At 52.9% G+C, this 18955-nt stretch carries 16 protein-coding genes and 1 tRNA gene; 8 read left to right on the top strand and 9 right to left on the bottom strand.

Annotated features, from left to right (window positions below):
• Nucleotides 1-143: 143 nt before the first annotated feature.
• Both Q4G72_RS11375 and Q4G72_RS11370 read left to right on the top strand, forming a co-directional pair.
• Complete coding sequence (locus tag Q4G72_RS11375; protein ID WP_303311544.1) at nucleotides 144-977, top strand: phosphatase PAP2 family protein; 834 nt, start codon at nucleotides 144-146, stop codon at nucleotides 975-977.
• 102 nt (nucleotides 978-1079) lie between these two features.
• Nucleotides 1080-1829: a phosphatase PAP2 family protein gene (locus Q4G72_RS11370; RefSeq protein ID WP_303311543.1), complete on the top strand. Its 750-nt coding sequence runs from the start codon at nucleotides 1080-1082 to the stop codon at nucleotides 1827-1829.
• A gap of 258 nt (nucleotides 1830-2087) precedes the next feature.
• Here the strand turns inward: Q4G72_RS11370 and Q4G72_RS11365 are convergent.
• Nucleotides 2088-2163 (bottom strand) — tRNA-Thr (locus Q4G72_RS11365).
• 114 nt (nucleotides 2164-2277) lie between these two features.
• Between Q4G72_RS11365 and Q4G72_RS11360 the strand changes: the two genes are divergently transcribed.
• The 5 genes from Q4G72_RS11360 to Q4G72_RS11340 all read left to right on the top strand — a co-directional run bounded on the left by Q4G72_RS11360 (nucleotide 2278) and on the right by Q4G72_RS11340 (nucleotide 10616).
• A complete protein-coding gene (locus tag Q4G72_RS11360; RefSeq protein WP_303311542.1) occupies nucleotides 2278-3477 on the top strand; it encodes a hypothetical protein in 1200 nt (399 codons plus the stop codon).
• Between the two features lie 159 nt (nucleotides 3478-3636).
• Nucleotides 3637-4323, top strand: coding sequence for an HD domain-containing protein (locus Q4G72_RS11355; RefSeq protein WP_303311541.1), 687 nt, complete (start codon nucleotides 3637-3639; stop codon nucleotides 4321-4323).
• Between the two features lie 363 nt (nucleotides 4324-4686).
• Complete coding sequence (gyrA, locus tag Q4G72_RS11350; protein WP_303311540.1) at nucleotides 4687-7251, top strand: DNA gyrase subunit A; 2565 nt, start codon at nucleotides 4687-4689, stop codon at nucleotides 7249-7251.
• A 95-nt stretch (nucleotides 7252-7346) separates the two neighbouring features.
• Nucleotides 7347-8489: a tetratricopeptide repeat protein gene (locus Q4G72_RS11345; protein ID WP_303311539.1), complete on the top strand. Its 1143-nt coding sequence runs from the start codon at nucleotides 7347-7349 to the stop codon at nucleotides 8487-8489.
• A 1101-nt stretch (nucleotides 8490-9590) separates the two neighbouring features.
• Nucleotides 9591-10616 carry a hypothetical protein gene (locus Q4G72_RS11340; RefSeq protein ID WP_303311538.1) on the top strand — a complete coding sequence of 342 codons (1026 nt, stop codon included), beginning with the start codon at nucleotides 9591-9593 and terminating at the stop codon, nucleotides 10614-10616.
• A 93-nt stretch (nucleotides 10617-10709) separates the two neighbouring features.
• Here the strand turns inward: Q4G72_RS11340 and Q4G72_RS11335 are convergent, their stop codons facing one another.
• Together Q4G72_RS11335 and Q4G72_RS11330 are read right to left on the bottom strand one after the other, a co-directional pair.
• Nucleotides 10710-12377 (bottom strand): ArnT family glycosyltransferase, encoded by a 1668-nt coding sequence (locus Q4G72_RS11335; RefSeq protein ID WP_303311537.1) that lies wholly within the window; start codon nucleotides 12375-12377, stop codon nucleotides 10710-10712.
• A 64-nt stretch (nucleotides 12378-12441) separates the two neighbouring features.
• Nucleotides 12442-13245 carry a glycerophosphodiester phosphodiesterase gene (locus Q4G72_RS11330; RefSeq protein WP_303311536.1) on the bottom strand — a complete coding sequence of 268 codons (804 nt, stop codon included), beginning with the start codon at nucleotides 13243-13245 and terminating at the stop codon, nucleotides 12442-12444.
• A 207-nt stretch (nucleotides 13246-13452) separates the two neighbouring features.
• On the opposite strand from Q4G72_RS11330, the gene Q4G72_RS11325 reads away from it, so the two are divergent.
• The gene (locus tag Q4G72_RS11325) at nucleotides 13453-14424 is read left to right on the top strand and encodes a GDP-mannose 4,6-dehydratase (RefSeq protein WP_303311535.1); all 972 of its coding nucleotides are present in this window, start codon (nucleotides 13453-13455) and stop codon (nucleotides 14422-14424) included.
• A 90-nt stretch (nucleotides 14425-14514) separates the two neighbouring features.
• Here Q4G72_RS11325 and Q4G72_RS11320 read toward each other — a convergent pair whose 3' ends face one another.
• The 6 genes from Q4G72_RS11320 to hisH all read right to left on the bottom strand — a co-directional run bounded on the left by Q4G72_RS11320 (nucleotide 14515) and on the right by hisH (nucleotide 18939).
• Nucleotides 14515-15174: a lipid-A-disaccharide synthase N-terminal domain-containing protein gene (locus Q4G72_RS11320; protein WP_303311534.1), complete on the bottom strand. Its 660-nt coding sequence runs from the start codon at nucleotides 15172-15174 to the stop codon at nucleotides 14515-14517.
• A gap of 11 nt (nucleotides 15175-15185) precedes the next feature.
• Complete coding sequence (locus Q4G72_RS11315; RefSeq protein ID WP_303311533.1) at nucleotides 15186-15947, bottom strand: glycosyltransferase; 762 nt, start codon at nucleotides 15945-15947, stop codon at nucleotides 15186-15188.
• Between the two features lie 78 nt (nucleotides 15948-16025).
• Nucleotides 16026-16688 (bottom strand): bifunctional phosphoribosyl-AMP cyclohydrolase/phosphoribosyl-ATP diphosphatase HisIE, encoded by a 663-nt coding sequence (hisIE, locus tag Q4G72_RS11310; RefSeq protein WP_303311780.1) that lies wholly within the window; start codon nucleotides 16686-16688, stop codon nucleotides 16026-16028.
• 38 nt (nucleotides 16689-16726) lie between these two features.
• The gene (gene hisF, locus Q4G72_RS11305; RefSeq protein ID WP_303311532.1) at nucleotides 16727-17485 is read right to left on the bottom strand and encodes an imidazole glycerol phosphate synthase subunit HisF; all 759 of its coding nucleotides are present in this window, start codon (nucleotides 17483-17485) and stop codon (nucleotides 16727-16729) included.
• A 91-nt stretch (nucleotides 17486-17576) separates the two neighbouring features.
• Nucleotides 17577-18293, bottom strand: a complete 717-nt coding sequence (gene hisA, locus Q4G72_RS11300; RefSeq protein WP_303311531.1) for a 1-(5-phosphoribosyl)-5-[(5-phosphoribosylamino)methylideneamino]imidazole-4-carboxamide isomerase — start codon at nucleotides 18291-18293, stop codon at nucleotides 17577-17579.
• A 55-nt stretch (nucleotides 18294-18348) separates the two neighbouring features.
• Complete coding sequence (gene hisH / locus Q4G72_RS11295; RefSeq protein WP_303311530.1) at nucleotides 18349-18939, bottom strand: imidazole glycerol phosphate synthase subunit HisH; 591 nt, start codon at nucleotides 18937-18939, stop codon at nucleotides 18349-18351.
• Nucleotides 18940-18955: the final 16 nt, after the last annotated feature.

Genomic DNA, 18955 nt, shown 5'->3' with positions numbered 1-18955 from the left:
AGTAGGGAAGGTGCTTGACTTTGAAGGAAGTCTCAGTAAGCACCATAAGCTACATTTGAGAAGTTTCTGCCTGTAGTATCAGCAAGCCGGTGGAGTAGGTGGTCAAAGAAGAATTCGGTAGCTTTCTGACATAAACAGACGCCATGAATTGCTTCCTCGTTTTGCGCTTGTGGGGTCTGCGGGCAGCAGGGACGGTATTAGTGTTGCTCGTCAGCTACCAGGGCTTTGCTCAGCAGCCGTTTGCGGTTCCTCTTCCCCTTACGGTTCTATCCTCATCAGATTCCCTGGCCATAGACCTTGGCCAGCATGAGCCCATCCGGGTACACCGCAGCTGCATGCGCCCGCTGTTCGTTCCTTCACTGCTGCTCGGCGCCGGAGCCCTGATGATGGCTGAAAGGCAGGTGCTGGAAACGGATGAGGAGCTACATGAGGAAATTCGGGAACACATGGCCCGCCCCACCACCACTATCGACAACCAGCTGCGCTACCTGCCAGGTGTGGCCACGCTTGGCTTGGGCCTGGCCGGGGTAAAAGGCCGGCATACCCCCGTTGATCAGTTAATGCTGGGCGCTTTAACATATTCCATCAACGATGCGGTGACCAGCCATTTGAAAAAGCTTACGCATGTGCAGCGGCCCGATGGCTCCAATTATCACTCTTTTCCCAGCCAGCACACCAGTACGGCCTTTGCCGCCGCCACCTTTCTGCACCAGGAGTACGGGGGGCGCAGCCTATGGTACAGCATAGGCGGGTATTCCGTAGCCGCCACTACCGGTGGCATGCGTATGGTCAAGGATGCCCACTGGCTGTCGGACGTGCTGGCCGGAGCCGGCATCGGCATCCTCTCCACGGAAGCGGCTTACTGGCTGTATCCCCACCTGCAGCGCCCCCTACAAAGAATGGTGGGTCGCCACGCCATGGTACTGCCTAATTACCAGCTGCGGGCCGCTGGCTTAACGGCCGTCGTGGTGCTGTAGCTGCCGGCTGCCAGTGGCCGCCCGAAGCAGGGCCAGGTAGAGGAGGAAAGGTCTCCCTTTTTTCGCTTGCTGCCGTAGAAGTCGGCATATCCCGGTCTGATAATGCGAAACCCCCTGTTGGGCTTTACAGCCCTAATCTGGTACAAGCACCGCCAACTGCTGCTTTGGTTACTGCTGGGCTTTCTGGTGCCCTGGTTTGTTTTTCTAAAGGTGGCCCAGGAGCTGTGGGAAGACAAAGGCTTTCCCATCGACCAGCTTATCTTGGAACAGGTGCACGCCCACCACAGCATCGGGCAGGATGCCCTGGCCCTGGGGCTTGCTCAGGTGGGCGGGCCCCTATGGATGCCAGTGCTTGAACTCATCCTGATGGCCGGCTTGCTGCTGGCCGGGTATCGGCGTGCGGCTCTATTTGTGCTGCTTTCCACCGGGGGCGCAGCCTTGTTGAACCTGTTTGTGAAATTCATGCTGGCCCGTTCCCGCCCGCAGGTTTTGTGGGTTGGGGCGGCTCTCGACTCCTACAGCTTTCCCAGCGGCCACGCCATGGCCGCTGCCGCCCTGGCCCTAACAGTAGCCATATTACTATGGTCCACCCGGGCGCGTTGGCTGGCCGTAACGCTCGGGGTGGCTTGGATGCTGCTTATGGGGTGGTCACGCGTCTACCTGGGCGTACACTTTCCCTCCGACGTTTTGGCCGGCTGGGTAGGCTCCATCGGGTGGGTAGGTGGAGTGCATCTGTTGTTTTCCCGTGACGCGGACCAAGTGCGGACCCTGTGGGGCGATGCCCGCCTGTATTGGTCAAACGAAAGGCTCCCAGCCAACACGACTGCTACATCTACTTCTGTAAATGGTTAGTGCTTACCCTGAATAAAGATGAAGAAGATATCCGAAGTAACCCTGCTATTTTGGGCCTGTTGACCTCTCTCGTATCCTTGTCTATTTGAATCCGCCGCAGCTTCTATGCCTGCGGATACGCGCAATTTAACGGTATGGAAATACTCCCTAAATGCTATGCAAAGCACCAAGTAAAGGCGTCGCTCGCTTGGTAAATGGTTAACTAAACCGTTTACAGACAAAAAAACCGTTTACAGGCTGTAAACGGTTTTTTTGTATTGGAGCCTCCTGCCGGGATCGAACCAGCGACCTACTGATTACAAGTCAGTTGCTCTACCAGCTGAGCTAAGGAGGCCTTAATTGTGGGACAAACCTACGCCATTCGCTGCAAATGGCCAAATATTGAATGGAAATTTCCGTGACAAATAATATTACTTCGTAGCTTCCTGAGTCAGATATAAACTATGATATGCAGTTAATAGAAGTGGCTACAGCGGCACAAGCCTGTGAATTTCTGGAATTTCCGCCCCGCAAGATATACCCGAACGATGCTGCCTATATCCGCCCCTGGAATCATGACGTAGAAGCCGTATTTGATCCAGCCCGGAATAAAATGTTTCAGAAAGGAGAAGCCATTCGCTGGTTACTGCTGGATGCGGCGGGGACAACTATCGGCCGCGTAGCCGCTTTTTACAACCGCGAAACTGCTTTCTCAACAGGTAGTGGTACCAGCCAGAAGCGGGACGCCTTCTTGGGCACCGGCGCTATGGGGTTCTTTGAGTGTGTGAATGATCAGCAGGCTGCGAATACCTTGTTCGATGCCTGTCGGGACTGGCTGACTGCGCGGGGCCTCACATCCATGGACGGCCCCATCAACTTCGGCGACCGGGACCAGTGGTGGGGGTTGCTGACGGAGAACTTCGGCGCGCCTATCTATCGCGCCACATACAATCCGCCCTATTATGAGGAGCTATTCCGGAAATATGGCTTCCAGACGTTTTATCGCCAGCTTTCATATTACCGCACCGTACAGGCAAAACTCCAGCCGGCCGTGCTGGCCCGGGCTGAGCGCATCTACCATGATCCGCGGTACCACTTTCAGTATATGCGGAAAAAGGACTGGAAGCGCTATGCCGAAGATTTTCGCTCCATCTATAATAAAGCCTGGGTGAAGCATGAGGGTGTGAAGCCACTGAGCCCGGAAGTAGCGCAGAAAATGATGCGTAGTATGCTGGATATCCTGGATGAGAAAATCATTTGGTTCGGCTATTATGACCAGGAGCCCGTGGCTTTCTACATCAACCTACCCGAGATAAATGAAATCGTCCGGCATTTAAATGGTAAACTGGGTTGGTGGGAAAAGATGAAGTTTAAGTACTACCAGCTGCGCGGTACCATTAAAACCATGTTTGGGGTAGTTTTTGGCGTGGTGCCGGAACATCAGCGCAAAGGTGTGGAGGCTGCCCTGGTGTATGCCACTTCCCTGGTTGTGCAAAAGCCCGGCGAAATACCCTATACCCAAACCATCATGAACTGGATTGGGGACTTCAATCCTAAAATGATGAATGTGGCTGAGTTGGTGGGTGCCCGGCCGTGGCGCACGCATGAAACGCTTCGCTTTCTGTTTGACAGTACCCGCGAGTTTCAGCGCCACCCCATCATTGACTGAGAAAAGACGAGGGCCGACTGAAGACTGATGTATCACAAGCAGAAGAAAAACGGGCTTTTAGTAGGAGGGAGGCAAGCTTCTCCCGACAGATTCGTTGATTTGTAGCTTCTCATCCGCAAAGCTTACGGCTTGTCTCCTGTTGTTTAAATTTCTCTGTCAGTGAATAACTCCGATATAATTGCCCGCACGGCCGACTTCGTGCGGGATAAATTCCTGAATGAAGGCTCCGGCCACGACTGGGAGCATATCCGCCGGGTATGGCAAACGGCCCGAACCCTGGCACAGAATACGCCTACCGCTCAGGTGGAAGCTGTAGAACTGGGCGCGCTGCTGCACGATGTAGCCGACTGGAAATTTCACGGCGGTGATGAAGAGGCGGGTCCACGCGCAGCCCGTCAGTGGCTCACTGGCCTGAAGGTTGAGGAAGCTACAATCCAGCACGTAGAAGCCATTATCCGGGAAATCAGCTTTAAAGGCTTAGGTGTGCCCACACCCATGAGCACGCTGGAAGGGGAATTGGTGCAGGATGCGGACCGCCTGGATGCCATTGGCGCCATTGGAGTAGCGCGGGCTTTTGCTTACGGCGGCCATAAAGGGCGCCCCTTGCACGACCCTGCCGTGCCGCCGGTGGAGCACTACTCATTCGAGAGCTACAAAAAGAATACCGGACCCACCATCAACCATTTCTACGAGAAGCTGCTGCACCTGCGCGAGCGGCTACACACGCCGGCCGCCCGGGCGGTGGCGGAAGAGCGCCATGCCTTTATGGAACAGTTTCTGGCCCAATTCCTGCGCGAGTGGGATAGTGCCGATGTCGGTACAGCCCCTATACAGGCTTCCGAATAGAATCGTACATTTGACCAATGACCACACGTACCGTTGCACTTCGGCTTCTCCTTCCACTCTTTGTGTTACTGGGAGTAAGTTCCTGCCGCACGTGCCCCATGTTATCGTGCCATACCCGTAAGGTGCATTACCATAATGGAGCCCGTTACCGCGGCCAGCCGCTTTGGAAAAAACAGAACCCTGCTATTGGTGAAAAAATAAAGGTGCACCAGCAGCAAAAGGGAAAGAATAAAGCGGATAAAAGCAAGTCGAAAACCTAGCAGGGCTAGGCAATAAGGCCGTTTTTTTGTATCTTGCAGGCTTAATACTGTAACCACCAATTAGCCACCAACCGTTTAGCTTGGTTGGCTTTTCCGACCTCTTATGGCAGAAGCAGAAGGCGAGAAAATCATCCCAATTAACATTGAAGATGAAATGCGCGGCGCCTACATCGACTACTCGATGTCGGTTATCATCTCCCGGGCTCTACCCGATGTGCGCGACGGCCTGAAACCTGTGCATCGGCGCGTGCTCTACGGCATGAGCGAGCTGGGTGTCTCCTACAACAAATCCTACAAAAAAAGCGCCCGTATCGTGGGCGAGGTATTGGGTAAGTACCACCCGCATGGCGACTCCTCCGTGTACGATACCATGGTACGGATGGCCCAGGACTGGAGCCTGCGCTACCCGCTGGTAGACGGCCAGGGTAACTTTGGCTCCGTGGACGGCGACTCGCCGGCGGCCATGCGTTATACCGAAGCCCGCCTAAAGCGTTTGGCCGATGAGCTGCTGAGCGACCTGGACAAAGAAACAGTTGACTTCCAGCCCAACTTTGACGACTCCCTGGAGGAGCCTTCGGTGTTTCCAGCCAAGTTCCCTAACCTGCTGGTAAACGGTACTTCCGGTATTGCCGTGGGTATGGCTACCAACATGGCGCCCCACAACCTCACCGAGGTAGTAAGTGGCATCATTGCCTACCTGGATAATACCGAAATTACCATTGCCGAGTTGATGGAGCACATTGTGGCTCCCGACTTCCCCACGGGTGGTACCATTTATGGCTATGAAGGCGTAAGGCAGGCATTCGAAACCGGCCGTGGCCGCGTGGTAGTGCGGGCCAAAGCCAGCGTAGAAGTGCAGCCGTCTGGCCGTGAGCAAATCGTGATAACCGAAATTCCCTATATGGTGAATAAGGCTTCCATGATTGAGAAAACGGCGGCGCTCATCAACGAAAAGAAAATCGAAGGCATTTCCGACCTGCGCGACGAGTCTGACCGCGACGGTATGCGCATTGTGTATGAGCTGAAGCGGGACGCCATGCCCAACGTGGTTCTCAACAACCTATATAAGTACACGCAGCTGCAGTCTTCTTTTGGGGTAAATAACGTGGCGCTGGTGAAAGGCCGGCCGCTCACGCTCAACCTGAAGGATTTGATTGTATATTTCGTAGAGCACCGCGCCGAGGTAGTTATTCGGCGCACACGCTACGAGTTGGCCGAAGCCCAGAAGCGCGCCCACATCCTGGAAGGTCTGCTGATTGCGCTTGACCACCTGGACGAGGTAATTGCCCTGATTCGTGGTTCGCGTGACCCCGAGGTAGCCCGCACCGAGCTCATTGAGCGCTTTAAGCTGAGCGAAGTGCAGGCCCGCGCTATCTTGGATATGCGTCTGCAGCGCCTCACCGGCCTGGAGCGCGACAAGATTGTGAAGGAATACGATGAGTTGATGCGTCTGATTGACCACCTGAATGCCGTTCTGGCGTCGGATGAGATGCAGCGGCAGATCATTAAAGACGAGCTCATTGATATCCGGGAGCGTTACGGGGATGCCCGCCGCACCAACATTGAGTACGCCGGTGGCGACTTCTCGATGGAAGATATGATTGCCGATGAGAGCATGGTGATTACCATCTCTCGGGAAGGTTATATCAAGCGCACGGCGCTGGACGAATACCGGGCACAAGGTCGGGGAGGGGTTGGCGCCCGTGGTGCTGCCTCCAAGAACGATGACTTCACCGAGCACCTGTTCGTCGCTACCACCCACGAATACCTCCTGTTCTTCACCGAACTGGGCCGCGTATTCTGGCTGAAAGTATACGAAGTGCCAGAAGGAGGGAAGAACACCAAAGGCCGTCCAATTCAGAACCTGATTGAGATTCCGCGCGAAGACTCCATCCGCTCGGTATTGAACGTGCGCGGTCTGCGTGACCCGGATTATCTCGAAAACACCTTCCTGATGTTCTGCACGGAGCAGGGCACCGTGAAGAAAACCCCGCTGGAAGCTTACTCGCGTCCTCGCACCGCCGGTATCAACGCCATTTCCATCAACGAAGGTGACCGACTGCTGGACGTACAGCTCACGACGGGCAATAGCGAAATCATCGTAGCCCTGAATTCGGGCCGCGCTGTTCGCTTCCATGAAGGCAAAGTGCGCTCTATGGGCCGTAACGCGGCTGGTGTGCGCGGTATAACCTTGGTAGGCCCCGAAGACCGGGTAGTAGGCATGGTATGTGTATCTGACCCCACGCAGGAGCTGCTCGTAGTATCCGAAAAGGGCTACGGCAAACGCAGCGAGCTGGAAGAGTACCGCATCACCAACCGCGGTGGTAAAGGTGTTCGGGCTATGAAAATCACGGATAAGACGGGTGCGTTGGTGGCCATTAAGGCCGTAAACGATTCCGATGATCTGATGATTATCAACCGGTCCGGCATCACTATTCGTCTGCGGGTAGCTGATCTGCGTACTATTGGTCGGGCTACGCAGGGCGTACGTCTGCTGAAAATCTCAGAAGGAGATGCCATTTCTTCAGTAGCTAAAGTAGAAGCTGAAGATAAAGTGGAGGAGGCGCTGGCGGAGGAAGCAACGCCCGTGGAGGCTGGCACTGCCGATTCGGCGGCCGAATCTGATCTGGGTGCGCTATCTGATCCTGACGCGCTTAGCTCCAACTAACCTCTGTTTCGAAAGCCCGGGCCTGAACCCGGGCTTTCGTGCTTTCGTTTGTCAAGTAATTCCCATTCTCTCACTCGTTATTCTTCGACAACCCTATGAAGAAGATTATTTTAACCTGCCTGGCTGCACTATCGATGCAAGCGGCTATGGCTCAGAACTCAGCGGTTACCAATGCGGTGCTGTACCAGCGCCAAGGCACGCTGGATAAAGCCCGTACGGAAATCGACAAAGCAGTTCAGAACCCCAAGACTTCTGATAAAGCGAAGACCTGGTACACTCGTGGCGAAGTATACGACGCTATGGCTGTGAGCCCCATTTACGGGAAGACGCTGGCACCAGGAGAAGGTGCTAAAATTGCTTTCGAATCATACCAGAAAGCCATTCAGTTGGATGGTAAAGATGGTGAGTATGGCAAGCTGGCCACAGCCAAAATGGATAACCTGTTTGGTGCCGCCCTCAACGCTGGGGTAGAAAGCTACAACGCTCAGAAGTACGACGATGCTATTAACTCGTACAAAATGGCCCAGCAGATTCGTCCGCAGGATACCACGGCGTATTTGTATGCAGCCTATGCCGCTGAGGCCAAGCAGGATTTTGCTTCAGCCAAGGAGAGCTACAACAAGCTGATGGGCATCAATTATAAGTCGCCCCAGATGTACACCCGTTTGCTGCAAATTGCTCGTCAGGAAAAAGATGAGAAAGCAGCTATGGATGTAGTTCAGCAAGCTTTGAAAGCATACCCCAACAATAAGGGCTTTATGTTGGAAGAGTTGAATATGCTGCTCAGCTCGGGCCAGGGCGCACAGGCCATGGATAAGATTGACAAAGCCATTGCGGCCGATCCAACTAATGCCAACCTGTATGCTGTAAAAGGCTCCATTCTGGATCAGAATAAGCAGCCTGAACAGGCGGTAGTTGCTTATAGGAAAGCTGTAGAAATTGATCCGAATAACTTCGACGCGCAATTTAACCTTGGCGTGTACAACTATAATAAGGCAGCTGACTTGTATACTAAAGCTAGCCGCATGAGCTTAGCCACGTATCAGAAGTCTGGCAAAAAGATGGAAGCTGATGGCAAGAAGTATTTCGAGCAGTCGTTGCCATACTTTGAAAAGGCATTGCAGTTGCAGCCTAATGACCGGGCTGTCATTTCTTCTTTACAGAAAGTGTATGTACGTCTCAACCGTAATGCTGATGCGGAACGGATGAATACGAAATTGGAAGCCCTTAAGAAGTAAGGGGAGGTAAGAAAAGCAGCCCGGGTCATACTCGGGCTGCTTTTAAGAGATGCTACTTAACATAATATAAATTATAAGACAAAAAGATTTGTTTTGATTTAGGCGGTTTTTGAGCTGGTGTATGGAGTTTGCCAGAGTATAAAAAGTAACGGAGAGCAATTACAGTGGATATAGCTGGAATCGTTTGGTGTTCGGTGTAGAACGTTAGAAGATAAGATTAGCTGTTGCCACTTGATCCTATGGCCATATAAACCAGCAGCCATTTATGCCTTTCATTAAGCTTCCCTATTAAGTACTTGAAAACAGCATAGCTTATTTAAATAAAGATTTTGATTCCCTTCCCAATGGTTCGTAGCACAGCTAGTAATGTGGGTTTGTGGAAAGATTTATTGTGCGAATAAATAGCCTATAAAGAAAAGCTTGGTAAGCTAGGCGTTTAGGCCAGGCCAATGCATTTGCTGCATTCAACTCATTTGCTCCTTAAGGAATTTTTACCTGCTGTTTCTCTCGGGACTGGCTTTATTTCCTACTTGATTCAATCACCCTAACGCGGAAGAAATTGCTCTTGAGCCTGTCACATTTAAAATCATAATGTAATTGGATGCTGAAGAAGCAAATCATTCTTGTAGATGACGGAACGTTGATTGGCAGTACTGAATGAAGTGGCTCTCCCCTTGCGAGCCACCTCTATATTATTTGTAGTTATGTTAAGTAATTACAACACTCTAAAAATAGGAAGTTAATCATCGGACGATTAAAGGACAGCTCAAATAGATAGCGAAATATGAGACTGGCTGAATGATTCCCGATTTCCTTCTCCAACCATAGCTAGGTTGTTGTCAGGACAATCCTAAGCGTTTATACCTCTTCTAGAACCCTACCCTCCTGCCCCGCCCTTGCCGTTCGTGCCCCTACGTTAGTTTAGTATTTATATACATTTTATGTGATGTTTGTAGTTAATAAGCATCAATTAGTGTATAAAAGTATAAAAAAGTACAAAATGGTTATACTTTTCTATACTTTTTTATACTTTATACTACTTTCATATACTGTCTTTATTTGCTATCCTTGTGTTAATATTACCCTTCTACTTTCTTCTTTATGCCAAAGACAATTGATTACCCTCGCACTTCTTATGATAGTGCTTGGGAAGTAGCTGAGATTGTTGATGACACTGGTGGTAAGTGCGCCATAGAAATGGCTGCTCGAAAGCTTGACCGTAAGGTTAGTGGCTCCTTTAAGGCTATTATTGGTTCAGCCGTTAAGTTTGGCCTGCTTACCAGTAAGCGTGAGTTCTTGACGACGACTAACCTCTTCCGTAGAATCAAGCATGCCTATGACAAGCGAGAGGAAAAGATATATCATCGGGAAGCCTTTCTGCATCCACCGCTATTTACTCAGATATGTCGCAAGTTCAGGAACCGCGAATTACCCGTGCATATGCTTGATGTCATGCTTATTCGCGAGTTCAATGTGGAGGAAATCAATGCTCAGAGTGTTGCTAAAGCATTTCTGGATGGCGCCCGTATGGTCGATATCCTGGATGAGCGTAACATCATAGCCGACATTGATCAACTGGCAGCCCAACAAGGCCCGCGTCGTGAGTTAGCTGCCGGGGAAATGCCTATCAATCTATTTAAGGCCGATGCTCCCTCGTCCTCGCCGACTAGTATATCCAATGCTAGCTTATCTTATACCTCAACCGGGGCCGGTACATCCGCTGGCAATAAAGAACAGCCTCTGTTTGTACCTCCATCAGTATCGGGTGGCGATGCTATATCTCAACTGTTTGGATTAGACACCGAAGATCTGGACATTCCGATGCCTCAGCCTTCTTTAGAACGGAGTATCCCTAATACCACAATCCTGACACACCCATCTGAAGATATCAGACAAGCTGTACGGGATGTTCCGACTTTAGCGACTGCACCACCTGACCAGGTGCCAGCATTATATACAAATGAAAAAGTGGCCCCGCCGCCAGCAACAACCCCAACTATAGATTCGGGGTTTCGAATTCTGATATCCGGGCCTGGTATTCATACTGAATTAAGCATTCAGGATGTTGATGACTTACTGATTGTGAACAGCCTGCTGGAGAAAATACGACGGCAGGTAAGCCGCTAACCAATAAGCCATAAAAAACCGTCTGGATTCCGATACCCAGACGTTTTTTTTATTATCTCATTAATAATGAAACGCATATAATTTCATTTCATACTATTTGACCAGTGTAACAAACCACTGCTCTGACTTACGGTTACGGCCTAGAAAAAAGCTATCGACGAGCTGAAACTGAAAATTTCTTCCTTTCTCTCCGAGCGCATCTTTGGTGACCGGAGCTGGGGAAAACAAGAGAAAAGGCATTTCCGGAGAATTCTGATGGGTCAAAAGTGGAATAGATTTCCCGGCAGCCCATACCTGCTTGATCTGAATTTCGCTCAGGCTGCGCCAGGCATAGTGTTGCCAGCGGGCTTCCCGGCGGACATCGGTCATACGGCGCAGGCCGGCCTCTGCTTTGCGGTTTTCCCACAGCGGATATGCCGGCATCAGAATGGCTAATCCAGCTGCCATTAGGACTATGGAAGCCAGTATCAACCGAAGCGGCCGGGGAGCTTTCCCGTGCCCGGTTTGGCGGAGAATTCCGAATGCCAACAGCCCACCCAACAACAACGCGGCCCAGAACCGCGCACTCCCCATTCCGAAGCCTGGCAGCCCACCCACTGCCATAGCAGCTGGCAGGGCCACTCCGGCCAGCGTTAGGAGGATACCCCATGCCCAGAGGACCCGATTATCCGTTTGAGTGAGCTTTTGCTGGCGGGCAGCAATTTCCCAGGCCCGAAGCAGCCCGGTAAGGAGCATGACCAAAGGGAACATAAGAGGCAGCATATAGCGCTCTTTTTTCTCAGGAACTACGCTCAACAGTATTACTGAAACTAGCAGCCAGACCAAGCCCAATAGATATGGAACATACGCCGTAGCCCGGCGGCGCGCATACGGCACAGCCAGTGAGACCAGAGCCACCATGGCCCACACACCGGTAAACACCGGAAAATTAAAGTAATACCAGAAAGGCTGCACGTGGCGCCCCTGCCAGGAGGAAACTTCTGTTTGTGCAACTGTTAGGGCAGCAGCGGCAACATGCTGCCATATATACCAAGGCCAGGAGGCACCCACCGTCAAGGCTACCAGCACCGACAGCAAAAGGCCTCTCCACTCCTGCCGTAACCGCCCGGATTCGCCCCACAGGCGCGGTTGATAATAGCAAATCAAAAACGGCAACCAAATGCCATACAGAGCCACCGGACCTTTGCTGAGCATTGATAAGCCTAACAGGAGCCCGGAAAGTGCCCAAAGCCCCCCTTTATCAGCCTTGCTGCCTGCTCGCACCATCAGCCATAAGGAGCCCACCATAAAGCCATGCGAGAAGATGTCCCATTGTGCATCTCGACCCACGGTAACCATCAGCAGGCTGCTTGCCAGTACCAGCGCCCCCAGCCAGGCCGTGCGGCCAGGTTCTTCTGCTTCGCCGGGGCGGCCCCGGGTGAGTTCCCACAGCAAACCCCAGAAAAAAAGCACCAGCAGTGTAGACATAACAGCCGCGGGAAGTCGCAGCCAGAAAAGCTGTTCTTGCTGAGGAAAGCCAATGACACGCATCATGCCAGCTACTGCCCAGGTAGGCAAAGGAGGCTTAGCCAGGCGCAGCTCGCCATTCATGGAAGGCAGAAGCCAGGATCCACCACCTGCCATTTCCCGGGCGGCCACGAAGTTGCGGCTTTCCATAAGCCCTACCTCCTGCACACCCAAGTGCAGGAAAAAGCAAAAGAAACAGACCAGCAACACGGCAACTAATCGACCCGGTCCCGACTCAAAAAACGGAATTCGCATAAATGCTGCTGCAGTATAATAAGTTAAGGACCTTTAATAATTACCAGCATAATCGGCGGTGAGCTTAAGTACCCTTACGACGCAAACGCAGCAACTGCCGCAGGTTATCTACCTCCACGGCATCGGGGTGGCAGCTTAACAACCGCCGGATAGCCCGGGGTGAGCGGCCTCCGAAGATAACGGCTTTCAAGCCTGCCTGATGCACTTGGGCACAACGCTCCGGAGTGGCCACATACTTGGACATTACCACCGCATGGACATTCAATTCCTTAGCCTGTAGCAGGCCGGCTTCAAAATCATGGGTAACCTCCAGCCCCAGAGATACTGCTGGAAGTTGCTGGTGTAGATATTGAAGAGTTTCGGGTTGGTTCGTGAGTATTAATATCTTTTCTCCTGGTACCTGATATTGATGAAGTACTGCCGCCAGCGCCCTTACTAAGGCACGGGAGCGGCTGCCATTGCCGTAGCTGGTGCAGGCATCGGTTTCGTGCAGATCCAGATGCAGGTAAGGAAAGCTGCCGCGCCGAGACAGATGGGCCAGCAGTGTATCGAGGCGTTGCGGGCGCTCTTGCTGTAGCCAGTCATATGGCCAGCCACCCCGGTAGCGCAGGGTAGTAATTTTGTCTGCTGCTACGGCGCTAATGCAGCCTTCCCGGGCATTGGTAAGGGTGGAAAGCTCCGTATTATGATACAAAATGGGTACACTGTCCTGGCTAAGCTGAATATCAATTTCTACCCCATCGGCCCCACGCTCCAGGGCGCGCTCAATTCCCCGCAGGCTGCTGGGGGGCCAGGCATTAAAGGGATGTAGAAACGTGAAAAAACCTGAGCCCGCATGGCCCAACACCTGAACCTGTTGAACAGGCATTGCTTCCAAGGGAGATTTGGCCCCTGACTGCCCCGTGGCTACAGTTACTATGGACGACAGCCAGCTGCTAAAAAGCAGTGCCATACGGAAGGATTTTCTCATAGAATGGTAGCCTACGCATAATGGCCACTCAGGGTATCAAAATCAGCTTACCTTTGCCCGCCTGCCCGGTCCTGGACCAGCGGCTCTCTCCTATTTACTGTGTATATGGCGTCTATTCTGGTTACGGGTTGTGCCGGCTTTATTGGCTCTCATCTTTGTGACAGGCTACTGCAGCAAGGCCACCGCGTGGTGGGCCTGGATAACTTCGACCCGTTTTACCCCCGGGCTATCAAACAGGCCAATATGGCCAACTTCCTGCATCATGAACGGTTCAGCTTTCATGAAGCCGACCTGCGGGATGGTCTGGATGCTCTGGTAGACGCACTTCCTGCCGACCCCATAGAAATAGTGGTGCACCTGGCCGCCAAAGCTGGCGTGAGCCCTTCGGTGAGGGAACCTGCCGCATACCTGCAGAATAACGTTATCGGGACCACCCATTTGCTGGAATGGATGCGCCTGCGCGAGATTCAGAAGCTATTCTTCGCCTCCTCCTCTTCGGTATACGGCAATACCCGGGAACTGCCTTTCCGGGAAGATATGAACCTGCAGGCTACCTGTATTTCGCCGTATGCTGCTTCTAAGCTCTCCGGCGAGCAGCTTACGTACACCTACCACCACCTCTACGGGCTGGATGTACTGAATGCCCGATTTTTTACGGTGTATGGCCCACGCCAGCGCCCCGACCTGGCTATCCATAAGTTTGTCCGCCGCCTGCGGGCCGGGGAAGCTATTTCCGTGTTCGGAGACGGCAGCACGGCCCGGGACTACACTTACGTCCTGGACACGGTAGACGGCATCGTACGGGGAATAGATTACTTACTAGGCCATTCCGACGTGTATGAAACCATTAACCTAGGCAACCACCGCCCGGTAGCGCTGCTGGAGCTTATAAAAGCAGTTGGCGAAGCCGTAGGCACGGAGCCGCAGCTGGAGTTTCAGCCTATGCAGGCCGGCGACGTGGATGTGACTTACGCCGATATTTCAAAAGCGAATCAATTGTTGGGCTATTCGCCCCAAACGTCCCTGCAGGAGGGCCTGCGGGCATTTGTGCAGTGGCTGGATCAGCAGGAAGAATAAATCGGACATGAATAAAAAGAAAGCCTTGGCAGTTAGGTTCTGCCAGGGCTTTCTTTTAAGGTTTCGACTAAACAATTAGATAGGTTGTAGCTACACCACAGAAGCTTTAGGTTGTTGCTGGTGGCGGGCTAGCTCCCGGCGCAGCAGGACAATGTTACGAGCATAGACTACTGTGCCAAACATATTTCCGATAATGAGGACGGCGTCCTTCCGGAGTAAGGCATACACTAGAATAAGGACAGAACCCAGCAGGCTAATTACCCAGAAGCTCAAAGGCAGCGTAGATTCCCCTTTGCGCTCCGAGTATAGCCATTGATACACGAAACGCAGCAGGAAAATAGCCTGACCAAAGGCCCCCAATAGCAGCACCCCGCCCGGTATGCGGTTATCGAGCATGGTGCGCAGACTAAAGTGCTGGTTGCCGGCCACAAACCAAGCTAACATGGCCACCGGAAACACATAGGCGCCTGCCCGAAACCACGGATTGAGCTTACGCCATTCACCCAGCAGCTGTAGGTTACGGATATAAATACCGTAGCTGATAAGCTGGGCAGCCAGGATAATGGGGTCGTGGCGCAGAATACCATAGACTATCATCAGAAACGATGATATCAGGCTGATCTGCCAGAACAAGGTGGGCACCAGCACGCGCTTGGCCCGCTCGCTCTGGATCCATTGCAGCACAATGCGGCTGGAAAACAAAAGCTGCGAAACCAGTCCAATGCCCAGTGCTACCGTTTGTGTAGTCATAGTTTGGCCGTTTAGCGTCCCGTCGTTTCAGCACGGTGATGCTCGCCAATTTCATAGTTTTTCCACCGGGAACGTATCCAGCGGAAACCAAACGTATCTACCAGAGGCTTCCAGGCCCGGTTCCAAAGGTTGTATTTGGCTGTGCCGGCGAAGCGCGGAAAGTGCTGCACGGGTATCTGCTTTACGCGCCCGCCCTGCAGCTGTACCAATGCCCCCAGGAAGCGGTGCATACCATGAAACAAGGGCAACCGGCGGGCATACTCCACCTTCATGATCTTGAGCGGGCAGCCCGTATCCTGAATCCCGTCGTTGATAAGCGTGCGGCGAACTGTGTTGGCCACCTTAGAGGAAAGCTTCTTCACCACGGTATCCTGCCGCTTGGCCCGGATGCCATTCACCATATCATACTCCGGGAAGAACTCGAAGAACTTCAGAAAGTCCATTGGCGAGGTCTGAATGTCGGAGTCGATGTAGCCGATAAGCGTGGTGCGGCAATGGTCTACGCCGGCTTTGATGGCTGTGCTCAGGCCCCGGTTTTCGCTCAGGGAGATGAACTCGTAGCGGGAGTCCTGGCGGCAGATGTCGCGCAGAATCGGCAGCGAATCATCTGTAGAACCATCATTTACAAATAAAACGGTTGTGGCTACCGGCGTTTTTTCCAGAAACTTATTCATCTCCACTACAAACTGCCGCAGGCTCTCTTCTTCGTTGTACACGGGAACCAGAACGGTCAGAGTTTGTAGGGAAAGGTAAGTAGAAGCGTGGTCAGGCATAGTAGAATGATGAAACGGCGGGCAAGGTAAGGAGGTTTTGGCGGCCTTCCCCGCTTAACAAACCAGGAACATTACTTCTTATTCCTCCCGCCGTACCCCGCCAGAGATGGTAGCATGACGCTGACGCAAAACCGCAACTATATCCTCCAGCCCCAAACCGGCAGCCGTAAGCAGCACCAGCAGGTGAAACAGCAGGTCGGCCGCTTCTCCTTTCAGGCCTTCGGTATTGCCGGCTACGGCATCAATAACCGTCTCCACAGCCTCCTCTCCCACTTTTTGGGCAATTTTGGGCATTCCCTTCCGAAACAGCGAGGCTGTGTAGGATTTGGCATCTTCGTCAGGAAATTGCTTGCGGCGCTGTACCAGCCTTTCCAGTTCGGCAATAAAGCTTACTGCCGGCGCAGGGTAAGCCGTCTGATCCAGCTGCTCAAAGCAACTGGTGGTGCCGCGGTGGCACGTAGGCCCATCGGGAATTGCGCGAATTAAAAGGGCATCCTGGTCACAATCCGGGTGCTGACTTACCACGGTGAGGTAGTTGCCCGAGGTTTCTCCCTTGGTCCAGAGGCGCTGCTTAGAGCGGGAAAAGAAGGTTACGCGTCCGGTTTCCTCGGTTACACGCTGCGCTTCTTCATTCTGATAGCCCAGCATGAGTACCTGCCCCGTTTGTGCATCTTGTACTATGACGGGTATTAGCCCGTCGGGCATTTTCTGAAAATCCATTGATTTGAGCGTTCTGGCTATGTGTCATGCATGGTTGTCCCAAGCACTACGAACGATTCTTACAGTCGCACGGGAATTCCGTCCTGACGTAAATGCTCCTTCAACTCCCGAATACCGATTTCCCCAAAATGGAAGATACTGGCGGCAAGCCCGGCATCGGCGTGGGCCTGTCGAAACACATTCGTGAAGTCCTGCTTAGTGCCTGCCCCGCCGGAAGCCACCACAGGAATGGATACGGACCGGCTGACAGCGCCGGTTATATCCAGGGCAAAACCATCCTTGGTGCCATCGTTGCTCATGGAGGTCAGCAGGATTTCCCCGGCGCCCCGGTCGGCGGCTTCCCGGCACCAATCCACGGCATTGCGGCCAGTGTTGTTGGTCCCAGCCCGGGTGTAGATTTGCCATCCATCCGTCTCATGATGTCGCGCATCAGCGGCCACTACGATGCACTGGCTCCCAAAACGGGTTGCCAGCTCGTTTATTAGCTCCGGACGAGCCAGGGCCGCCGAGTTTATACTGACTTTATCGGCCCCGTTCAGTAAGAGCACTTCCACATCTGCTACGGTCCCAATTCCGCCCCCAACAGTAAATGGAATATCCAGCTCACAGGCTACATCACGCACCAAGGCTACCAACGTAGCGCGCTTCTGATTGGTGGCTGTAATATCCAGGAAAACCAGCTCGTCGGCGCCTTCGCGGGCATATCGGGCAGCCAGGGCTACCGGGTCGCCAGCGTCGCGCAGGCCCTCGAACCGAACACCTTTTACGGTGCGGCCGTCCTTTATATCAAGACAGGGTATTATTCGTTTGGTCAGCATTTGGGATGATTTGAAGCGAGAACCAGCTAATTATCTTGTTCCTGAGCAATGCATGTTTCAATTCTCGAAACACAAAGTCAGCTCCATAGCCTTATAGCCAGGGCTGCAGTTCCTGCAAGGTGATAGTGCCTTCATAAATAGCTTTGCCAATGATGGCGCCGTGCATGCCTACCGCTGCCAACGCCTCCACATCCGCAATGGTAGTAACACCGCCGCTGGCTATCAGGTGGGCAGACGGCACCTCCTTCCGCAACTCCTGGTAGGTGGCCAGGGAAGGCCCCTGCAGCTTGCCATCCTTACTAACATCGGTACAGATGAACGTAGTTGCTCCAACGGTGCCATAGCTCTCCAAAAACTCCCGTAGCGTTCGGTCACTCTGTTCGGCCCAGGCATTGATGGAAATATGGTTGTCACGAAAATCAGCTCCAATCAGGATACGCTCAGGCCCGAATGTGCGCAGCCAGCCGCTCACGGTAGCAGGTTCCCGCACAGCAATACTGCCTGCCGTAATCTGCCGGGCGCCGGCGTCGAATGCCTGACGTACGGCTTCCTCGCTCTGTAGTCCGCCCCCAAAATCAATAATCAGGTTGGTATGGCGGGCAATGCGTTCCAGCACGACTAGGTTTACGGGCTGCTTGGCGCGGGCTCCATCCAGGTCAACCAGGTGCAGGCGCTTTATGCCATGCTGCTCAAAGCGCTGCGCCACGGCCAGGGGGTCGGCATCATAGGTTGTTTGCTGAGCGAAGTCACCCTCCGTCAGGCGTACACACTGGCCGTTGATGAGGTCAATTGCTGGAATGATTTCCATAAGATTATTGAGGCAAACAAACCTCGGTCTGAGCGTACTGCAGACCGAGGTTTGTTTACAGTTTCAGAAAGTTTTCGAGAATACGTGTGCCGACGGGGCCACTTTTTTCCGTGTGGAACTGCACGGCATAGAAGTTTCGGTGTTGTACGGCCGCACTGAAAGGAGCAGGATATTCTGTTTGGGCAATGGTGTAATGACCAACCGGTGCATAATAGCTATGCACAAAGTATACATAGTCCTCCTGCTGCAAGCCCTCAAACAGTGGCGTGCGGAGAGCTTGTAAAGTATTCCATCCCATATGCGGGACCTTGTGTTCCGGAGAGCCTTCAAAGCGTACTACATCGAACGGCAAAATACCCAGCATATCAGTTCCGCCGCCTTCCTGCGTATGACGACCCAGTAACTGCATGCCCAGACAAATCCCTAGAAAAGGTTGAGTAAGCGTGGGCAGCAACTCATCTAGTCCCTGGGCGCGCAACTCTCGCATAGCAGAGGCTGCTTCGCCTTCCCCGGGAAACAATACCTTGTCCGCCCGCCGAATTACATCGTGGTCTGCCGTCAGCATTGCCTGCACACCTAACCGTTCCAGTGCAAACAAGACAGACTGCACATTGCCGCCTTTGTAATCAATTACAGCTATATCCATATGAGAAACCGCAGTT

Origin of the sequence: Hymenobacter sp. BT730 (assembly GCF_030542105.1) — a bacterium.
Lineage (GTDB): Bacteria > Bacteroidota > Bacteroidia > Cytophagales > Hymenobacteraceae > Hymenobacter.
This window is presented reverse-complemented; position numbering and strand designations above follow the sequence as displayed.